General features: G+C 47.7%; 12 protein-coding genes. 3 read left to right on the forward strand and 9 right to left on the reverse strand.

Features of this window, described 5'->3' with window-relative positions:
* Positions 1–286: 286 nt before the first annotated feature.
* The gene (locus tag POG22_RS00840) at positions 287–2212 is read right to left on the reverse strand and encodes a GTPase family protein (protein ID WP_498903086.1); all 1926 of its coding nucleotides are present in this window, start codon (positions 2210–2212) and stop codon (positions 287–289) included.
* A 127-nt stretch (positions 2213–2339) separates the two neighbouring features.
* Here POG22_RS00840 and POG22_RS00845 point away from each other — a divergent pair, with 127 nt between their 5' ends.
* Complete coding sequence (locus POG22_RS00845; RefSeq protein WP_498903088.1) at positions 2340–3128, forward strand: hypothetical protein; 789 nt, start codon at positions 2340–2342, stop codon at positions 3126–3128.
* A gap of 137 nt (positions 3129–3265) precedes the next feature.
* On the opposite strand, the gene POG22_RS00850 is transcribed toward POG22_RS00845, so the two are convergent.
* The 5 genes from POG22_RS00850 to POG22_RS00870 all read right to left on the reverse strand — a co-directional run bounded on the left by POG22_RS00850 (position 3266) and on the right by POG22_RS00870 (position 12766).
* Complete coding sequence (locus tag POG22_RS00850; RefSeq protein WP_063715529.1) at positions 3266–4135, reverse strand: 6-carboxytetrahydropterin synthase; 870 nt, start codon at positions 4133–4135, stop codon at positions 3266–3268.
* 111 nt (positions 4136–4246) lie between these two features.
* Complete coding sequence (locus tag POG22_RS00855; protein ID WP_498903089.1) at positions 4247–4894, reverse strand: Uma2 family endonuclease; 648 nt, start codon at positions 4892–4894, stop codon at positions 4247–4249.
* Positions 4895–5005: 111 nt separating this feature from the next.
* Entirely contained in the window at positions 5006–9697 is a 4692-nt protein-coding gene (locus tag POG22_RS00860; protein ID WP_498903090.1) for an NACHT domain-containing protein, read from the reverse strand.
* Between the two features lie 107 nt (positions 9698–9804).
* The gene (locus tag POG22_RS00865; protein WP_063715526.1) at positions 9805–11610 is read right to left on the reverse strand and encodes a proline--tRNA ligase; all 1806 of its coding nucleotides are present in this window, start codon (positions 11608–11610) and stop codon (positions 9805–9807) included.
* Positions 11611–11938: 328 nt separating this feature from the next.
* Positions 11939–12766, reverse strand: coding sequence for an exosortase-dependent surface protein XDP2 (locus POG22_RS00870; RefSeq protein ID WP_498903092.1), 828 nt, complete (start codon positions 12764–12766; stop codon positions 11939–11941).
* A gap of 272 nt (positions 12767–13038) precedes the next feature.
* Here POG22_RS00870 and POG22_RS00875 point away from each other — a divergent pair, with 272 nt between their 5' ends.
* Both POG22_RS00875 and aroF read left to right on the forward strand, forming a co-directional pair.
* Positions 13039–13272 (forward strand): hypothetical protein, encoded by a 234-nt coding sequence (locus POG22_RS00875; RefSeq protein WP_498903093.1) that lies wholly within the window; start codon positions 13039–13041, stop codon positions 13270–13272.
* A 25-nt stretch (positions 13273–13297) separates the two neighbouring features.
* Entirely contained in the window at positions 13298–14356 is a 1059-nt protein-coding gene (gene aroF / locus POG22_RS00880) for a 3-deoxy-7-phosphoheptulonate synthase (protein WP_498903095.1), read from the forward strand.
* Positions 14357–14376: 20 nt separating this feature from the next.
* Here the strand turns inward: aroF and POG22_RS00885 are convergent, their stop codons facing one another.
* The 3 genes from POG22_RS00885 to POG22_RS00895 all read right to left on the reverse strand — a co-directional run bounded on the left by POG22_RS00885 (position 14377) and on the right by POG22_RS00895 (position 17390).
* Entirely contained in the window at positions 14377–14835 is a 459-nt protein-coding gene (locus tag POG22_RS00885) for a DM13 domain-containing protein (RefSeq protein WP_063715523.1), read from the reverse strand.
* 92 nt (positions 14836–14927) lie between these two features.
* Positions 14928–15119 carry a DUF2949 domain-containing protein gene (locus POG22_RS00890; protein ID WP_498903096.1) on the reverse strand — a complete coding sequence of 64 codons (192 nt, stop codon included), beginning with the start codon at positions 15117–15119 and terminating at the stop codon, positions 14928–14930.
* Positions 15120–15437: 318 nt separating this feature from the next.
* Positions 15438–17390 (reverse strand): hypothetical protein, encoded by a 1953-nt coding sequence (locus POG22_RS00895; RefSeq protein WP_498903097.1) that lies wholly within the window; start codon positions 17388–17390, stop codon positions 15438–15440.
* Positions 17391–18026 lie beyond the last annotated feature (636 nt).

An 18026-nucleotide genomic window follows, 5' to 3' on the forward strand; every position in this document is an offset into this window, starting at 1 on the left:
CCCCGGTCAGAACGCCTTCACAGGCTGTTTGTTTAACGTCCACGATGCGCCCCACCGCAGACATAAGCGAGAATCAAATTCTCTTGGCCACACCAACTGGCGATTTTGTGGTTTACCTCCACCACGGGTTTTTCGGGTGTTCCGAACCATACCCTTAGGATCTTAAAGACCGTTTCCGGTAAGGCAATTTTACCAGTTTGTTCGTTTCGGCGCTATCCCCTTCTCTCGCTATCGCCTTGTTCGGGGGATGCACCGAAACTCACCGCCGCTTCACCACCAACCAAGCCTATTGGCTATGGTTGGAGCACTGCGACGAATCTTGGTAGAATTCAAAGCGCTCGCGAAACTGCTCGATCGACAAGTCTCGCGTCCAATATTCCACCAAGGCGTGACCGAACGACCAAGCGTTGCGATCGGGCGGTTCCGGGTTGTCTAACAACACCGGCCACAAGGACAACAAATCGAAGTTGCGGATGTGGGAATCTCCCGAACTCAACAGCGAAAACAAGTCGTAAGCCATCTGAAGTTTCCCGATGACGATGGGTAATTGTTCCACGGGAATCTGTTCGGCGAGGAGATATGCCAGAGTCGGTTGTCCGGTGGTGAGGGTGGAAATAAACTGAAGAACCGGACTTTTGAGAAATGTGGTGACGCCCTGAGTCGTCGCCATTTGGAAGGTGTAGCGATCGATAATTTTCGCCGCCGCGCGAACCTTCGCCTCGCGATCGCGTAGAAATCGCGCCAGGCGCAACTGTTTCGCCGGTTCGATCGCCTCTATCACGGTAACGGAGAGTTGTTCGACGTTCCAAGGGGTTCGTCCCGTTGTCTCGTCTCGCGTCACCAACGGAAGCACTTGTTTACAGAGACTTCCCAACTGTTCGCGGCGGTAGTGCGTCGCCTCGCGAATCGACTTCTCTTTGGGGCGATCGCCCCCTTCCCAATCGTAGGGCGGGTTCCACTCGCGAATCGGACGCAGGCGATCGATCTGCGTCACGATGGCGATCGTCGGTAAGTCTTCAATTTCCTTAGCCAAATCCTGCAAAAAGTCCGCATCCATCTGCAACGCCGGATCGAGAGCGGGTGTCACCAACAATACCGCATCCGCCGTCCGCGCGTAATCCAACACCAACTCCCGAAACTCGTTGCGATTGGCTTGTTCGTATCCCGGCGTATCCCACAGCGTCAGGGTTTCGCCCTCCTCGCTTTCCCAAACGTACTGTTTCACCGCGTCGGTACTGGGTAAAACGTCCACTTCCGCCCGTTCCGATTGAAATAAGGTATTGATGAGGCTGCTTTTTCCCGCCCCCGTGCGCCCCACCAGCAGCAAGTTCACGGGTTTTTTCTCCACCCTTTCCGTCGGTTCGGCGCGATCGAGAATTTCCCGCAAGGTTTGGGTTTTCGCCTCCACCTGTTGCGGTTTTTGCGCCTCCAACGCCGGGAGAGACGTACCGCCGTATAACAGAACCGCTTGCTGGGCGAGGTTTCGCAACGCCGCTTCTCGCAACATCTGACTTAAATTGCCTAGGAGTTGTTGCGTGGCGCGATCGCTCGATTTCTGCGTCGTTTGTCGCGCGATCGCCGCCGCCGGATTGAGAACCCACTGCGCCACGTTCCAAATTTTCCAGAGTTTTCGTGCCGAGGGTTCGAGTTTCTGATACATTTCGTATCCCTGATAGGCTTGTCCCACGGTCACCTGTCCGAGAACTGGGGAAAGCTGCTGCATCCAGCGATCGAGGTCGTCCACCGTTCCCCGAATCAACCCGTATGCTTGGGGAACGTAGATACTAAGCAGTGGATATTTGACTTCCGGGTGGTAAGCGTTCGCCACTGCCACCACTACATCTTGACATCGCTGCCAAAACTGCGGCCAGTCTTCCCAAATCGGCGCGTCGTCGCGACAGTCTTCGAGGATGCGTTGCAATGCGGGTTCGACTTTTGCGGCGGCGTCGTCTCCCCCGGTGGCTTCGGTGTCGGCGACGGATTCGAGTTTGGCGTTGACTTCGGCGACGACGGCTTCTACTTCGGCGATCGCGGGTTTCGTCCACTTCACCAACAGCCACCGCCATCCTGCGAACGCGAGAACGACGATTCCCCAAATCCAGTTAATGCCCCAGTTGTGAATCTGGATTCCGGCGGACACGAGTAAAAACACCACGATACTGGCGATAGGGGTGGATAAAATTGCCCACTGCCACGGTTTCAAACGCACCATCTCGATCGCTCCTCGGTTACGACTGCTGCCATACGGTTGTCCCTCGATCGCTAGTTTAACGTTGGTGTCTGGAATCGAAGTCGATCGCGCTGTAGGCGATCGAAGGCGTTAGCGAGGGACTCCCACCATGCAAAATCGAGGGTTTCAATGGCAGTTGAGGCGATTTCTCCTGCTGTTCGTCCCGTTTGCCGGGTTGAGTGGCCTCGCATCGATCGCGTTTGCCCGGTTTTACTGGGGTTACTTTTTTCAACCGCCGCCAGTTCCGCTAGAGGCTATGGAAATCGAGACGATCGAGTCGATTACGCCCGTTTCGTCTTTAGAAACGGCAAACGGCCGGTCGGTGTTTCAAGTCGATCCGGCGATTTTGTGCGATCGCAACTATCAGGAACCTCTCGGAAATTCGGGATATTGCGGTTCCTCGAAATGCAACAGCGAATATTGCGATCCGACGCGGGGACTCGTGGAACTGTTCGATCGCGGAACTCTCACGGCGATCGAGCCACAAATGTCGTTAGCGAAACTCGCCACGCTGTACGATGCGATCGAAGCCACCCATTTACTCTCTACCCCCGAATCTGAGGTTTACGAAGACCAAGCTCAGTTACTGCAAGGAATTGTTATCGAAGCGATTGGAAACAACGGCCGAGAATTTATTTTAGTCTCCGCCACGGGCGGACAGTTCAGCAACGATCGCTATCCTTACTATGACGTTTTGTTCGTGAGAAACGACGACAATTCGCTACAACTCGTCGATAGCAACAAGTTCTTTTACGAAATTGCGGGATTTGAAGGTATTTTAGAATGGCATACGATGTGGTCAGTTTTGTTAGTCGTCGGTTTAGTTTTAAGTATTGTTTTTGTTGGCATTCTCGATTTAGTGGGGCGATCGTATCAAGCCCGGAGACCTCTAAGTTAAATTGTTGAATTTCAATGATTCTATTTGTAGAAAACAGTATCTTTACAAATTTAATGCTAGAACACTGCCAGATCCCCGGCATCTCCAAGATGCCGGGGATCTATCTTTAAGATGACCAGAGTTTCACAAAAAACGTTTTATTTTGCAGAGACTAAATCGCGATCGCTCGGGGCTTTAACGTCGTCTTCCATGTCGCTGGCGTAGACTTCACAAGCATTTCCAGGACTTTCAATCAGTTTGATTTTATACAGTTGCGCTCCCAAATCGCGAACGGGATTTTTTAAAAGCTCGCAAATGTGGAGCGCGAAATTTTCATTGGTCGGCACTACCGTTTCAAAATGGGGAACGTCCAGATTGAGGAACGTATGATCGAACGGTTCGGCGACGCGATCCTCAATCAGTTGCATCAACTGACCCAAATCGACAAGCATTCCCGTGCGACGATCCATTTCACCCTTCACCGTCACTTCGATATGGTAATTGTGTCCGTGTCCGTAGGGATGGGCACATTTTCCATAAATCGCGTAATTTTCCTCGTCGCTGGCGTCGGGAATCGCCAAACGGTGCGCGGCGCTAAAGTGAGTTCGCGTCGTCAGATAGGCTTCGTCGCCGTTTCCGAAATAATCCGCCCACAAATCGGGATGCTCGAACAATTGAATTTGCACCAGAGGAAGGTGCGCTGCGAGGCGATCCCAGATGACTCGCGCTACGTTTTCCGTCGTCGGGAGCGTCTCTTGGAACTCTTCCCACACCTCGTTGAGAAAGGAAAAATCCAGTTGGCTGGTCACTTCCCGCTTGATGTCGTGTTTGATATCGGAGAGGTTTAACACCATCCCGTACTCATCGAGTTGTCCCGCCATAGAGACGTAGAGGACGTAATTATGTCCGTGTCCCGGTGCTTTCGCACAAGCGCCGAACTGCTTGAAATTCTCGGCTTCGCTGAGTTCGGGGAGCCAATATCGGTGGCTGGCTGAGAATTGCGCTCGACGGTTGATGATACAGTCCATGAGATCGCGTGTGAAGTTCTGTAAAGGTTACTCCATTGTATCGCGGTGTTTTTGGAGTCGAGGGGAAGGTGCGATCGCGCGAAGGCTGTCAATACGTCGGTTACGAAGTTTTTACGATCGCTCGATCTCGGCTTTCACCCAAGCGCGAAAGGCTTTCATCGTCTGATTTCGACCTTCGACTTTACTGCGTTCGAGATACTGCGGAATGATTTCTGCGATCGCCAACATAGGAAAATGAAAACTCGGGTGCGATCGCACGTATTTCCCATCTTGCAACACGCTAATTTCCAACACCTCACCGTCAAACCGCCAGAGTTCTTTGACACCCAGTTTTTCGTAGTTTTCTAAGCGCGTTCGAGAGGTCAGATCGATTTCAACTGCGAGATCGGGAGGCGGATCGACAGTGAGATCGAGACGTTTTTTACCGCGAATTTCTGCTTCGTGTTCGATGTAGAAACAGCTATCTGCTTCGATCCCCTGTTTCATGGTTTGACTTTTAAACGTCGTCGAACCTAAGTTTCTAAATTCGAGGTCGAGTTCTTCTAGTAAAATTTCAACAAAATTGCCTATGATGACCTTATCGTCCTCGTGTTCTGGCAACGGAACCATAATTTCTAGAAGTCCTTGACTGTAATTAATCCGCGCACTGCGTTTTTCTCCGAACTCTTCTAAAATTCGTTCGTACATCTGCCAATTTACATCGGTCATCACGAGTTTTTGACCGGGAGATAACACAATTTGCTTGAGTGAGACTTGCATAGTTTTTTAAGTGATTTATAGAGTTTTTTTATTTTAGTTTTTATTTTATATTGTTGCGTGAGAAATATAACAAATTAAGCCTCAATTCTGTAGTCGATCGATGTAATTATATTACCTTTCATATTGTTGTAAAGCTTTATATAGTCCATAAGTTCCCATTTTTGCCATACGATCCACTACATCAAGACAGCGTAACTTTAACGTTCGATCTCTAGTTTGACTGTATACACGAATTAGCAACTCACTCACTGTATCTGTATCTACCCTGGAATGAGTAGAGATGTCAGCCGTGTCTGAACTCAAATAATCTACAAGTTTTTTACAAACTAAGTACGTAACGTCTGGAAGTTTAGCTGTTGTTTCCTTAAGTGCATTAATCAAATTGTAACTATTCTGAGCAAATGCTAGACTATCAACGAAAGCTTCTATAAAATCAGTATAGTTACCTAATTCATCTTTCTCAAACTTTAAAAAGCATCTTGCTGCTCGATCTCGAACCTCTTTTTCCGGATCTTGAAATAGCTTAACTAAATTTTTCTCGCAAAAATCACGATAATATGCAGAACGTAAATTAGACGCAAAGATCTCAGCCGCAGATAATCGATGCTCCACTCTTCCTTCAAGACATTTCTTAGCGAAGGACTTAAATTCTTCAGTCGTTAGTGAAAGCAAGCAAACTTGTCTGGAACCAACTCTAACGACATTTGGAATATCGGAATTAATCGCTCGCTCTAAAATCTCTTTAAACCTTTCATGGTGTGTTGGTGATGCGAAGTATATAAATTCTTCAATAGTTCTTGTTTCTAAGAGTGATTCTTCAGTATTACAAAGTTGGAAGAAAAGTTCTATGGCTAATTCTCGATCGTAATTTAAAACAGCTATCAGAGCTTCAGCCACACAAGCTCTTACAGAAATTGAAGGATCTTGCACCATATTACGTAAAGCTGATAAAAATTGTGGCGTGCGATCTTTATTCAAAAACATCAAGCTAGCGATAGCACTCGCCGCACTCCCTCGTGTAGAGTTAATTCCAGCCGTAAGAATACGATCGGAATCACCCTTAATAACTTTTGTAGTCCATTTTTCCCCTTCTGGATTGCAATCGTTAAGAGCATAATAAGTCAAAATATCTATATCTGATGATGACCAAGATAATTTTGCTAATTTTTGAAAAATATAACTAATTGAATTACCACAAGGATGTTGTGGTAATTGATGACAGCATTGTAAAACTTTACTTACAACCTGAACATCCATTTCGTAATCGGATTCAGCAATACCTCGTAAAACGGCGTTAAAATAGCATAAATTTGTATTGCTCGGGAAGGATTGAACTAAACTAGCAAAACGTAACGGATCGTTTTGAACTTCTTTCTGCAAAACAGAAGATAGTTGAGCCGCTCCACCAATTAACTCTCCACTAGACTTAAACTTAGAAAATGCGTCACGATTTGTGTAGAAATAAATAGCTTTCAACCATTGCTCGTCAGTCATTTTTTTTGCAGATTTTTCGGGTATAGGAGAACTTACTATATAGGCTTCTATGCTCACTGGTGGTTCGATTTTTCTTGGCTTTTCAATTAAATTAATACCGATGAATTTACGCTCTAATTCTTGTAATCGACGAGTGATTTGTTGAGAACAACGACAATCCGGAATACTACTCAGCAATACCCACTGACCAAAACCACGAAAATGGCGCAATTCATAATGTTTTTCCCAACTGGGATAATAATCTAATAAAGAATTTGTTAATATTTCTAATCTTTCATTAGAGCAATATGGAGTCACTACATCTAATAGCTGTTTGGTCGCCCAAAAAGGAGCAGCATGAACGTTTCCATTACAAATGTCATAACCGGTATTAAACCTAGCTGGGTTATCACAAATATACTCTACAGCTTCATTGAGAGTTTCATAGACATTTAAAATAGCCTTATAAGCGGTTGTAATCAGATAAAATCGTAATTTTGTGGAAATTGCGTCTAAATATTTAAAGGGTTTTCTGTAAATTAGGTAGCAAACTCTTAGTAACGATGGAAAGCTTTCCGCTATAGCTGTATACGCTCGAATGAGGATATATCCAATCGTTTCAAAATTTGATTCAATAAGTTGTTGCTTGATGCTCTCAAAATCTTTGAACTGAAGTACAGCTAATTTGCAAATTGCAATTTCTACTGCGTTCAGTGTTAAATCTTCAGGCTTATATACTTTTCCATAAGTTCGATAACACCAAACGCTATCCTGCCAAGGAGGATTGCTTTTTCGCTCTGCTGTTAATTCAATAACACGAAACATAAATGGCAAAACATAATTGACAAATTGCTTGGGAGCATTCTTAGCACTTTCTATAAAGATTTCTGTATCAAGCTGACCTTTAAGTATGGTTCCATTTTTTCGGTCGAAGGGATTTGGTCGATCGCCTTCAAGACTTAAAGTTAGACGTCGGTTGAGGTAGTGACCAATGACTTCACAAGCCCAACTTGCAGATTGCTTGGGTAGGGAATAAATCAGATTCCAAAACTCGCTATTACTTGCGATCGGTCCTCTTGCATTATCCAGAGTACCATCATCAATCAGACGTAAAAATAATTCAAAGAAATGTCGTCCTGCACCAATATCCGCCCACTGCATTATAGAAACAAGGCGTTTTTTCCAGTTTTCGGACAACCCAACATACGGCTCTAATAATTCAGCAACTCGATCGGGTAATACCTTCTGTACTCGAAATAAATAAGTTGTTACTCGATCGAGTAAATCTTCATCTTCACTCCTGAGCAAATTTTCTAATATGCCTAGACTGTCAAGTAGTTTGAACCAGCTAACTGAGCTATATAATGTTTGCCAAATTTGATAATTAATAGAATTTGATTCATCAGTTATCAGTGTATCCAAAATTTCCCATTCGTCTTGTGTTGGATCTGGCAAAGCTGCGAGGATTGCCAGTACTACTTGTTTAATGTGAAACCGTATATCAAAATTCGTCAATAATTCATTAAGATCGTTCAAATAAACTTCAAAATCTGACTCTCGTTCATGAATCAAAATTTGTCGAACTTGAGTACGACAAAATAAATATTGATCGCTATCTTTAAGGAAATGTATTAATTTCTGACCTCTATAAGCAAATCTACGAGCAAAAGCGTAATCGAAAAAACTTTCGTGGAAAAATGATATTCTTTTATTTTGCCAAATCAACACATTCTCTGATGCCATTGCCTCAGCATCTTTTGAATAGTCATCAACAATTTCTTGAGGAGCTGATAAAACTTGTTTTTCATTCATATAATCGCAAAGAGAGTCGATTACTTGTGTCCATCGAGAAGCATAGCCAAGACGCTCTTTTAAAATAGATTGCTTATGTTTCCAGAAACGATCGTATAAATCTTTATTAGTTATAAAACTAAGATTATCTAAGCTCTCATCACCTTGAACTTCACTAAACAATTTTAAGTGAATTGGCAAGGCAAGTAAATCTAGTTGTTGTGGATTTAATTGTTTGTCTTTTAAGCTCAGTTTTTGGCAAATTCTTTTAACTGTTTCATGAGACACCTTTTTGATAACGACTTCTTCCAATATTCCGTCTCGACTAATTAGACGCTTTAATCGAGGATCGTTTTCCAAGTCAAAATTACGACAAGCTAATAGTAAACGAATATTTGAATGTGTTTGAGCCTGCTTAATAATTTCGTCAATACATTCAAAAAACCAGGGATTACGTCCTGAAGCTTCACTAACAGCATCTAGCTGATCGATAATTAAAACACATTTATGATTATGAGCAACCGCAGCCAGCACATGAGCTGGAGATCCCGGAAGTCCTTCTAATTGTTGTCCTAGACTGTTGAGAGATTGTGTCGGTGTTAGACGATCTAAACGAAATGCAATATAAGGTATAGATTTTTCTTGCAATTTAGTCGCGACTTGTCCGATCGTACCACTTTTACCAACGCCAGCCTCTCCTGTAAGTAGCACTCCACGTTTATTATCACTTGGCAAGGTAAGCTTTTGAAAAATAAGATGAGCTTCATCTCTGAGAATTACTTCATTAGCAATTTTTTCGCGATCGAACGTAGTAAGATATATCTCATTTACTTTTTTGAGCTTGATTAAGACATGAGGATCTTTGCCCCATTCACATCTTTGATACCCTCTATCTTTTAATAGATATTCCCAAATATCGACAGCTATCAATTGTTTATGTATTTTTTTAACAGCTAGTTCTTCTAATTCAAGCCTAAGTTGTTTAGAGTCACCTTCCACTAGGGAATTTAATCGATTTTCAGTAGTTTCAATTAAAGTTTTTTCATCAATCGTTCTAAAATTAATTCGCTTTAATGCAGTATAAGCATCTTGTTGAGAACAACCTTCCCATTTCTGACACAGCTTCCCAAGGTTTCTCGATAGGTTCTGAGTTAGATAATATTGTTCGTATTCTTCCCAGGACAAAGAATCTCTGGCTCGGTTGGCTAACTCATGGAGTTCAGCTGCATCTTGAGTTGAAACAAATACGCATGATGTATTTTCTTGCTTGAGAGTTTTCCAAAAAGCCGACAAAACTTTGGTGTTTGAATCTTCTAAAGCATTAATTGTCCATCTTCCCCGTCCGCTCTTTTGTCGTTTAACTTGATGGCATTCTAAACTCTCCGGCCGCTGTAAGAAAAATTCAAAAGCATCCTCCCCAGGCTTTTCTAACCTGATGGAACTGGCTTTATCCTCCATGACGTCAATCATGCAGTGTACTGTCCATATTCCCTCATAACGATTACCTAACTTGTCAGATTCTCCTCCCGGTAAAGGCATATATAATATCAGTCCTCCATGCAGATTTTATAAATCTATCGCTGATTTATCATAACAAACTACTGGGGAGCGCAGGAACCATATCAGTCACCGCGCCCCCAGAGAGATTATCGCGCCAAGGCTTCCTCAACCCACTGTTTTAACGTAGGAACCACATCCGCGATCGCCATGTCTCGAGACTCGTGCGTCGCGCGATCGACCACTTCCACTTTACCCTCAGAAATCGATCGCCCCGTCACCACACGATAGGGAATCCCGATCAAATCGGCGTCTTTAAACTTCACCCCAGCCCGTTCCTTGCGATCGTCGAGTAACGTTTCCACACCCGCCGCATTGAGTTCCGCGTAGAGTTTTTCCGCCGCCTCCATCTGTTCTTTCGTGTTGATATTGGGAACCGTGACGATCGCGTGATAGGGTGCGATCTCCACCGGCCAAATAATGCCATCCTTATCGTAAGACTGTTCGACTGCTGCCTGCGCCAAACGAGACACGCCAATGCCGTAACATCCCATGACTAACGGCTTGTCTTTCCCGTGTTCGTCGGTGTACGTCGCCCCCATCGCCTCGGAATACTTGGTTCCCAATTGGAAAATGTGGCCGACTTCAATACCTCGGGCGGTTTGCAGAACCTGTTCCGGGTTTTTCAACGAGCGATCGCCCGCCATGGACTTATCTAAATCCACTACAGGCGGTAATGTAAACTGGTCGCCCCAATTCGCCCCGACAACGTGAAATCCGGTTTCGTTCGCCCCAGTGACGAAGCTTTGCAAGTTTTCCACCGTCTTGTCCGCCAACCGCAAGAATTTCGGCGCAACGTCTTTCTGTTTGGCGATGTAGTCGTCAGCTAAATCCGGCGCAATGTATCCCAAAGGTAACGGGTTCGCCGCCCACTTCTGCTGTGCGTCTGCATCGGGAACCGTCAACGACAAGAGCGCGATCGCGTCGTAATCTCCCGCCCGTCGCGTTAGTTCGTTTTGCAACTTAACCTCGTTGACATCGCGATCGCCGCGAACACTCACCAACACCAACACGGTGGTTCCGTTATCGTACACCGCTTGATAGAGAACGTTCTTCACCACCTGCGTCGGCGAACAGTTCAAGCAGTCGCACAAACTGGCGATGGTGGCGGTGTCGGGGGTTTCCCGTTTTTCGTACGTCTCAAACGGCGAGGGTTCCGCCTCGGGGGGAAGCGAGACGGCTTTTTCCACGTTCGCCGCGTAACTTCCGTCTTCGGTGTAGAGAACCTCGTCTTCTCCCGCATCGGCGAGAACCATAAATTCCTGAGAACCGGAACCGCCAATCGCCCCGGAATCGGCTTCGACGGCTTGAAACGCCAACCCACAACGACGCACGATGTTGCGATACGCCGTATCCATGTCTGCGTAGGTTTGTTTGAGGCTCTCTTCGTCCGTGTGGAAAGAGTAGCCGTCTTTCATGATAAATTCCCGACCGCGCATCAACCCGAAGCGGGGGCGAATTTCGTCGCGGAATTTCGTTTGAATTTGATAGAGATGCAGCGGCAGTTGACGGTACGATCGAATACAGTCGCGAGCGATCGCCGTAATCACTTCCTCGTGAGTCGGTCCCAACCCCATTTGTCGCTCTTGGCGATCGGTGAGGGCGAACATAATCCCTTCAGCCTTCGTGTAAGTTTCCCACCGTCCCGACTCCTGCCACAACTCCGACGGTTGCAACTGCGGTAACAGACACTCCTGGGCCCCTGTGGCGTTCATTTCCTCGCGCACGATTTGGGACACCTTCTGCAACACGCGCCACATCAAGGGGAGATAGGCGTACACCCCACTCGCAATCCGACGGATATATCCCGCCCTCAGTAGTAGTTTGTGACTGGGAATTTCTGCCTCTGCGGGGTCTTCGCGCAGAGTGACAAAGAGCATTTGGGACAGTCGCATTGTCTTCGATCGCTTGGTGTACTAATTGGGTGTTTATTATCGCAGAATCTCAGCCGTTTGCAGCTTCGCGATCGCCACGTCGAGCTGCCATCGAATCCTTGCATCCCAGGACTCTACAACGTCGATTCCCGTTCGCTTCCCCAAAAACGCTCAAAATCGAACGACACCAGCAATAACGCCGATGTCGTCTTCGTTGCACCCTGAATTGATTCTTCGGGGCTGGACGAACTTACACATCTCATCGCAGCTCCTTACTTTGCGTTGTGTTGCACTTTGACAGTTGTGTTGCACTTGTTGTAGTCGAGCCAACAACTGTCGAGATTCGGTTCTAGCCGTTTTTGCGACGACGAGAAGCAGCTAACAATCCACCAATGGCGAGCAAACCAGCCATCGTTCCGGGTTCGGGAACCGTTTCGAGGGGAATTTCTCCGCCACGGGTGACATCGGTTCCTAGGATTTTCCAGTCAGGACCGTTGAAATCGCTTTGGCTGATGAAGCGGAAACCGGTGATGTATTGGTCTTCCACACCCAATTCAGCCATGCTGATACCCCGCGCACCGACTTTTTGAGCGCCACCGATTTCTTGGGTGTTGATGTCGTAACCCGCATACTGCCAGTTGCGAGAATTGACTTCCAAGTAGCGACCGATGAGATTGCCGTTGCGATCGATCGCTTGGATACCGAGTTTGCTGTTCATCCCCCGTTCCCAAACTAACAGGTTATCGACCGCTTTATCGAAGAATAAATCGATAGCAAAGTTACCGTTGTCTTCGGTGTCGATGATGCTGTTGAGGTTGAGGTTTTGTAGGTTGACGTGGAGTTCGTCTTCCGAGAGATTTTCTTTTTTCATCCCAGTGTTCGGACCGGCAACGACGTTATCGCCAATGTCCGCACTCGCCGCTCCGGTGTTTCCGCCACTATACTCGTCGTTGCTCACGATTCGGGCTTCGTTGATGACGGAAAAGTCGTCGATAATCGTTCCGTCTTCGAGTTGGATCGAGTTGAGTTCGATGAGACCTTTGGCATCGTTACCGGTCTTGTTGGTTGTAAAGCTGAACGCTTGAGCTGGAGAAACGTTGAGTGCTAACAGTGCGGTGGCTGCCAGACTACTGTAGATCGCGCTCGATCGAATGGGAGTTTCAATTTTTGAAGTCATTTTGGGTCGTTCCTTCTTGTACTCAGATAACGGTTTGATTCGTGTCTCTGAGTTCATATTAAGAAATCAAAAATACGGGAACAACCGAGAATGTACGTACTTTACAAATTCTTTAAAATAAGATTTTAAAATTATTTTTTTTGGATTTTACGTATTTCAAATTAAACAAAAAAACTTGTTTTAATAAAAAAATAAATAGATTTGTCTAAAATTAGAGTGTAAACAGCTTCGATGTTGAAAAAAATTGCGTGCTTCTACATAGATGGATCGAAGTGGAACACAGAATTTTCACTCAAACTCTCGTTGTTAAAGCACAACTGTCCCTAAATCTACGGCACACTCGAACCGTATTTTCGCCACTGCACCCTGTAACCCCAGGGAGATCGGCGATCGCGCGACAGTTAATTGCAGCGTTTCAGACGGCGATCGCCCTCACCCATCCCGATTTGGTCGAATTCACTACAATTAGAAAAGAAAGTAAAACCCGAGCTGGCATCGCTGGCTGACAACGATCGTGGGAGAGCAGTTCGTATGATTATCGTGATGAAACCCGGTACTCCTCAGGCGGAGATCGATCGCCTCAACCGAGAAATGGAGAACTGGGGACTCACACCCGAAAACATTGTCGGACGTTACAAAGTCGTCATCGGCTTGGTGGGTGACACCGCCGCTCTCGATCCCCTGCAACTCCAAGAAATCAGCCCTTGGATCGAACAGGTGTTACGGGTCGAAGAACCCTTCAAACGCGCCAGCCGACAGTTCCGTCACGGCGAACCGAGTGCAGTGAGCGTCGCGACTCCAGAGGGAAACGTGATGTTCGGCGAACACCATCCCGTCGTCACGATCGCCGGCCCTTGTTCGGTCGAAAGCGAAGAGGCGATCGTCGAAACTGCCCTGCGCGTTAAAGAAGCCGGGGCGAAGTTCCTTCGGGGGGGAGCCTACAAACCCCGTACCTCTCCCTACGCCTTCCAAGGCCACGGCGAAAGCGCCCTAGAGCTATTGGCGAAAGCCCGCGAAGCCTCTGGATTGGGCGTGATAACTGAGGTGATGGACGCCGAAGATATTGAGAAAATCGCCGAAGTGGCCGACGTATTGCAAGTCGGCGCTCGCAATATGCAAAACTTCGCCCTATTGAAAAAAGTTGGGGCGCAGGACAAACCGGTTCTCTTGAAACGGGGAATGTCCGCCACCATCGAAGAATGGTTGATGGCGGCAGAATATGTCCTGGCGGCGGGAAATCCCAACGTGATTCTCTGCGAACGGGGAATTCGTACTTTCGATCGCCGTTACACTCGCAACACCCTCGATCTGTCCGTGTTACCGGTGTTGCGATCGCTGACACACCTTCCCATTACCATCGATCCCAGTCATGGGACGGGTTGGGCGCCGTTCGTTCCCGCCATGGCCAAAGCAGCGATCGCCGCTGGTGCCGATGCGTTGATGATCGAAGTTCACCCAAACCCGGCCAAAGCCCTCTCTGATGGGCCGCAATCGTTGACTCCCGAACAGTTCCGTCAGTTGATGGACGAACTTGCCGTCATTGGTAAAGCCGTCGGACGTTGGGAAAAACAGCCCGCGCTTCTACAGTAAAGAGTCAAGAGTGGGACAGTTCACATCGCCGAGTTGAGGGTGGCAGCGCCGAAGGTGGCGTTGAACTGACGACACCAGACGGCGGCTGAGTTGTAATCAGACAGATTTACGTTATTCGGGATTTCGTAGCGCTGTACGCCCATCGTACTTTGAAGGGCTCCGAGAGTGAGATAGTCGCCTTCGTTGAAGTGCAGGCCGGGAGAGGTCGATCGATGGAGGACGACGAACAGATCGGGGCCCTCATCTGTGCGAAAATCTCGGCTGATTTCTAGGTAACGCCGTCCGTTTTCGACGATAATGCGAGCGCTGCCTTGGGTGGGATGTTCGACTGCCTCGAAGGTTCCGGATCTGAGAGTCGATCGATTGGCTTGCTTGTGCGAAACGGGTTCGGGAATTGAAGTTTTAGCTAAGACCGGGAGAGAAACAGGGGCTGCGATGACGATAAAAGCAGAGATGGCGGAAAATACTAGAGATTTCATGGCGAGTCAGATTTCCTGAAGAATTTTGCTCTCTTGACTATTGTTCGTCTGCCCGGAACGATTGGATTTATTCAGCTCTTCGAGAGTAGTGTTTAGGCTTCGCTGCTTTCCCAGTCCCAAATGCGCTCTAACTCGCTCAAGCTTACCAAGCCGTATTGCCACAGTACCATCGGCAGGTGATGCCTGGTCGGAGCCTGACGAGTCGCCAGAGCGATCGCGTCTTCAGAAAGGTTTAAGTCCTGTCGCAAAAACTGCGTGAGGGGGTGAGTCGTGTTGGGTTGCATGGCAGTAATCGGCGTGATAGTGGATGTATGGAGTCTCTCTCCCTTGGGAATTTGTCATTAGCGTACTCGTCAATTGTGACAACGCTGTGACAAAGCCTTGAAGATGAGAAGCGATTCGGGACGAGTTTCAGTATGCTCGATATTGAATAAAAAGTCAATGTTTTGAACTGGAGAAATCGCACATAAAATACGTAAAATAGCCAGTAATTCTTTAAAAAAGAGATTTAAAGTCAATTAAAACGAGAAAATCCCCGTTTTTTGAGAAACGGGGACGGTTGCACTGAGGAACGAGACAAACTTGAAAACCCAAAATCGAGGCTAGAAATCGATCGCGATCGCCTTTTCGACTTCACGGCGATAGATAAACTGGCGACCGTCGCGAATGTGGGGATACGCCACCAACCGAACCACGAACGCGCAAGTATGCGTCAAACCCGTAGTGAGTTTCGTTCCGGCGAAGGACGTATCGACGGGGGTAGAAATTCCTGTGGTTTCGCGACGCGCACTTCGTTCGTTGACGCCGGGAGTCGCCGGATTGTCGTCGGTCACGTATTGGAAAGAATTCGTCGTTCCCTTGCTGTAAGTCAAACTCCAGCTATAAAGACGGTTGTATTTCTGGGAGACCTTCACACCAAAGGCGAGAGTGGGAATCTGCGAGGACGGAATCACGCCGCATGGGTTTTTCGCAGGGGTGTCTAACACCAGTTCCGGTGGATTGTTGTCTACCGTCAACACCAAATCGCAAGCGTCCGTCATCGTAGCGAGTTCGCTTCCCGGTGTCGTAGTTCCGTCGCGATAGTCTACCGTCGCCGAGGTGAGTTTGTTTCCACTGTCGTCGAACACCTCCAACCGCAGAGCGATCGCACCCGTATCGGGGATGTCGTCTGGCGTGTTCCAATATCCGATGAGATCGGGATTGTACCAGTAATAATCCTCGAAGTTGCGGACTTCGTACAACCCCGCTTCGCTTCCCACGACAGTCGGGCCGAGAGTGTAAGTTTCGCCGACGAGGGTGGTTTTATCGACTCGCGTATCCGAGAGAACCCGAGGTTTAATCGGCTTGAAGTTGCTGCTTCCCTTAGCGGCGTAGGATAAACGATAGTAGCGTTTCGGCGAACCGTCGCTTAAGTTATCGCCAAACTGCGCGTAAATTCGCAGAAAACCGCCGTAGGCCACGTTTTGATAGGGAGCTTTTCCGTACGCTCCCGAAGTTTGGTCGATGTCGTACACCTCATCGTCGCCGATGCGGGTAAAGAACACCTGGTTTCCCGGCGGACGTTGGGGAGTTCCACCTTCTCCACAGTCGAGATCGTCGTCTTCGAGGTAGAGATCGATGTGCGCGTTGGTTTCGTTCCAACGGGTGTTGCTATAGGGGTCGAGGTACAGTACCCGTTCGATTCCGTCGATAATTTGCGTCACGCGCACGATAATATCGGGTTTGGCGTCGTACCGCAGGCGTCCGCGACGAATCGAGAAGGGGAACCAGCGGAAACAGCATTGGAAAAAGCCGTTTTCGTCGGTACGGGTTTCGCAGAGTTTTTGTTTGCTGTAGAAGCAACGGGGGAAAAGATACCAAGGTGCGAGTCGGGACGTCAGGGTCAGTTGGGGAAGTTGCGCGACTTGCGTGGGTAAGGGTTCGGCGATCGCTCTCGAGAAGGCGGCCAGCGGCGGCGGATCGATGGGGTCGATGGGTTCGGGAACGCGTTCGAGGAGTTCGGGAACGGGAATCGTCAGGCGATCGCGCAGAACGTCCCGCAGGCGATCGAGATAAGGGAACCAACAGGCTTCGCGATCGACATCGAACACCTCGACTTTGACGTAGGGAACGGAACACCCGATGGGGAAATTCCCAATTTTCCCGAGAAGTTTGCGAACGTGACCGGACACGCAAACATAACGCGGCCACCAAGGACGCCAGACGAGGGGGGGGATGTCTAAAACGGGTTTGAGTCGATATCCCGTATTGTCCTGAATCCACTCTTTGGCCCGGAAGGTTTGACGGTAAGCGGAGGACTGGCGAATTTTTTGCGGGTCGGTTTCCGGACCGACGTACAGGTCGATGTCGATGGGTTCGGGAAGTTTCACCGCCATGCTGAAACTTCCGCTGGTTTCGATGTTGTCGGAACTGAGAAACCGACCTTGTGGGGTGAAGGCGTAGGCGACAAGCGGTAAGTTGTCGGGAGGACAATCGCTATCTTTGAGGAGTTGTACTTGTCCTTCGATGAGGAGTTCGGTGCTGAAACGGTTGGGGAGTTGACTGCTACTTTGCATGGTTGCGTTGTCGGTGAGGGTAACTTGGGTTGCTTGACTTGCTTACCGTTGTAACGATCGCCTCCACCCATCGTTCAGTCCCATTTTTAAGCGACACTCGATCGAGGGATAGGAATCTCCAGCCGATCGGCGATCGGACGATGACGCGATCGTCTGACAAGATTTGACATTTTTACAATTTTGTGGTAATTGACGCAAACACAATCCGAGCGAGCGATCGCGCTGTCAGACCGCGTCGAACGGGTCGAACCCCCCACCCCCAACAAGTCACCTCCTCTATAACCACCTGTAAAAGCGACACAGTTCTACGTGTTTTTACGTAGACCGGCGTTAGTTTAGAAACACATCGGGGTTGCAATGTGGGTCGAGTGTTCTTCTAGAGTTTTATCCCTTAGAAATTCTCTAAGACTGCTCGATCGGGTATCGAACGCACTCCCTGAGATAAATACCATGATGGTTCAAACTTTATTACAACGTCTCGTCCAGCAAATTGAGACGGGGTGCATCTCAGTTTTGCAAAAATATTGCTAAAACAGAGTGCCATTTAAGTAAGCACAGCGTAAAGAAAGAATCTTAGAAACATTCTCTACTTTCCATTGCGCTCCCGATATTTTGACTCGCATTCCGATTTGCTTA

The organism is Geitlerinema sp. CS-897, assembly GCF_028368005.1.
Classification (GTDB): Bacteria; Cyanobacteriota; Cyanobacteriia; order Cyanobacteriales; family Geitlerinemataceae; genus Baaleninema; species Baaleninema simplex.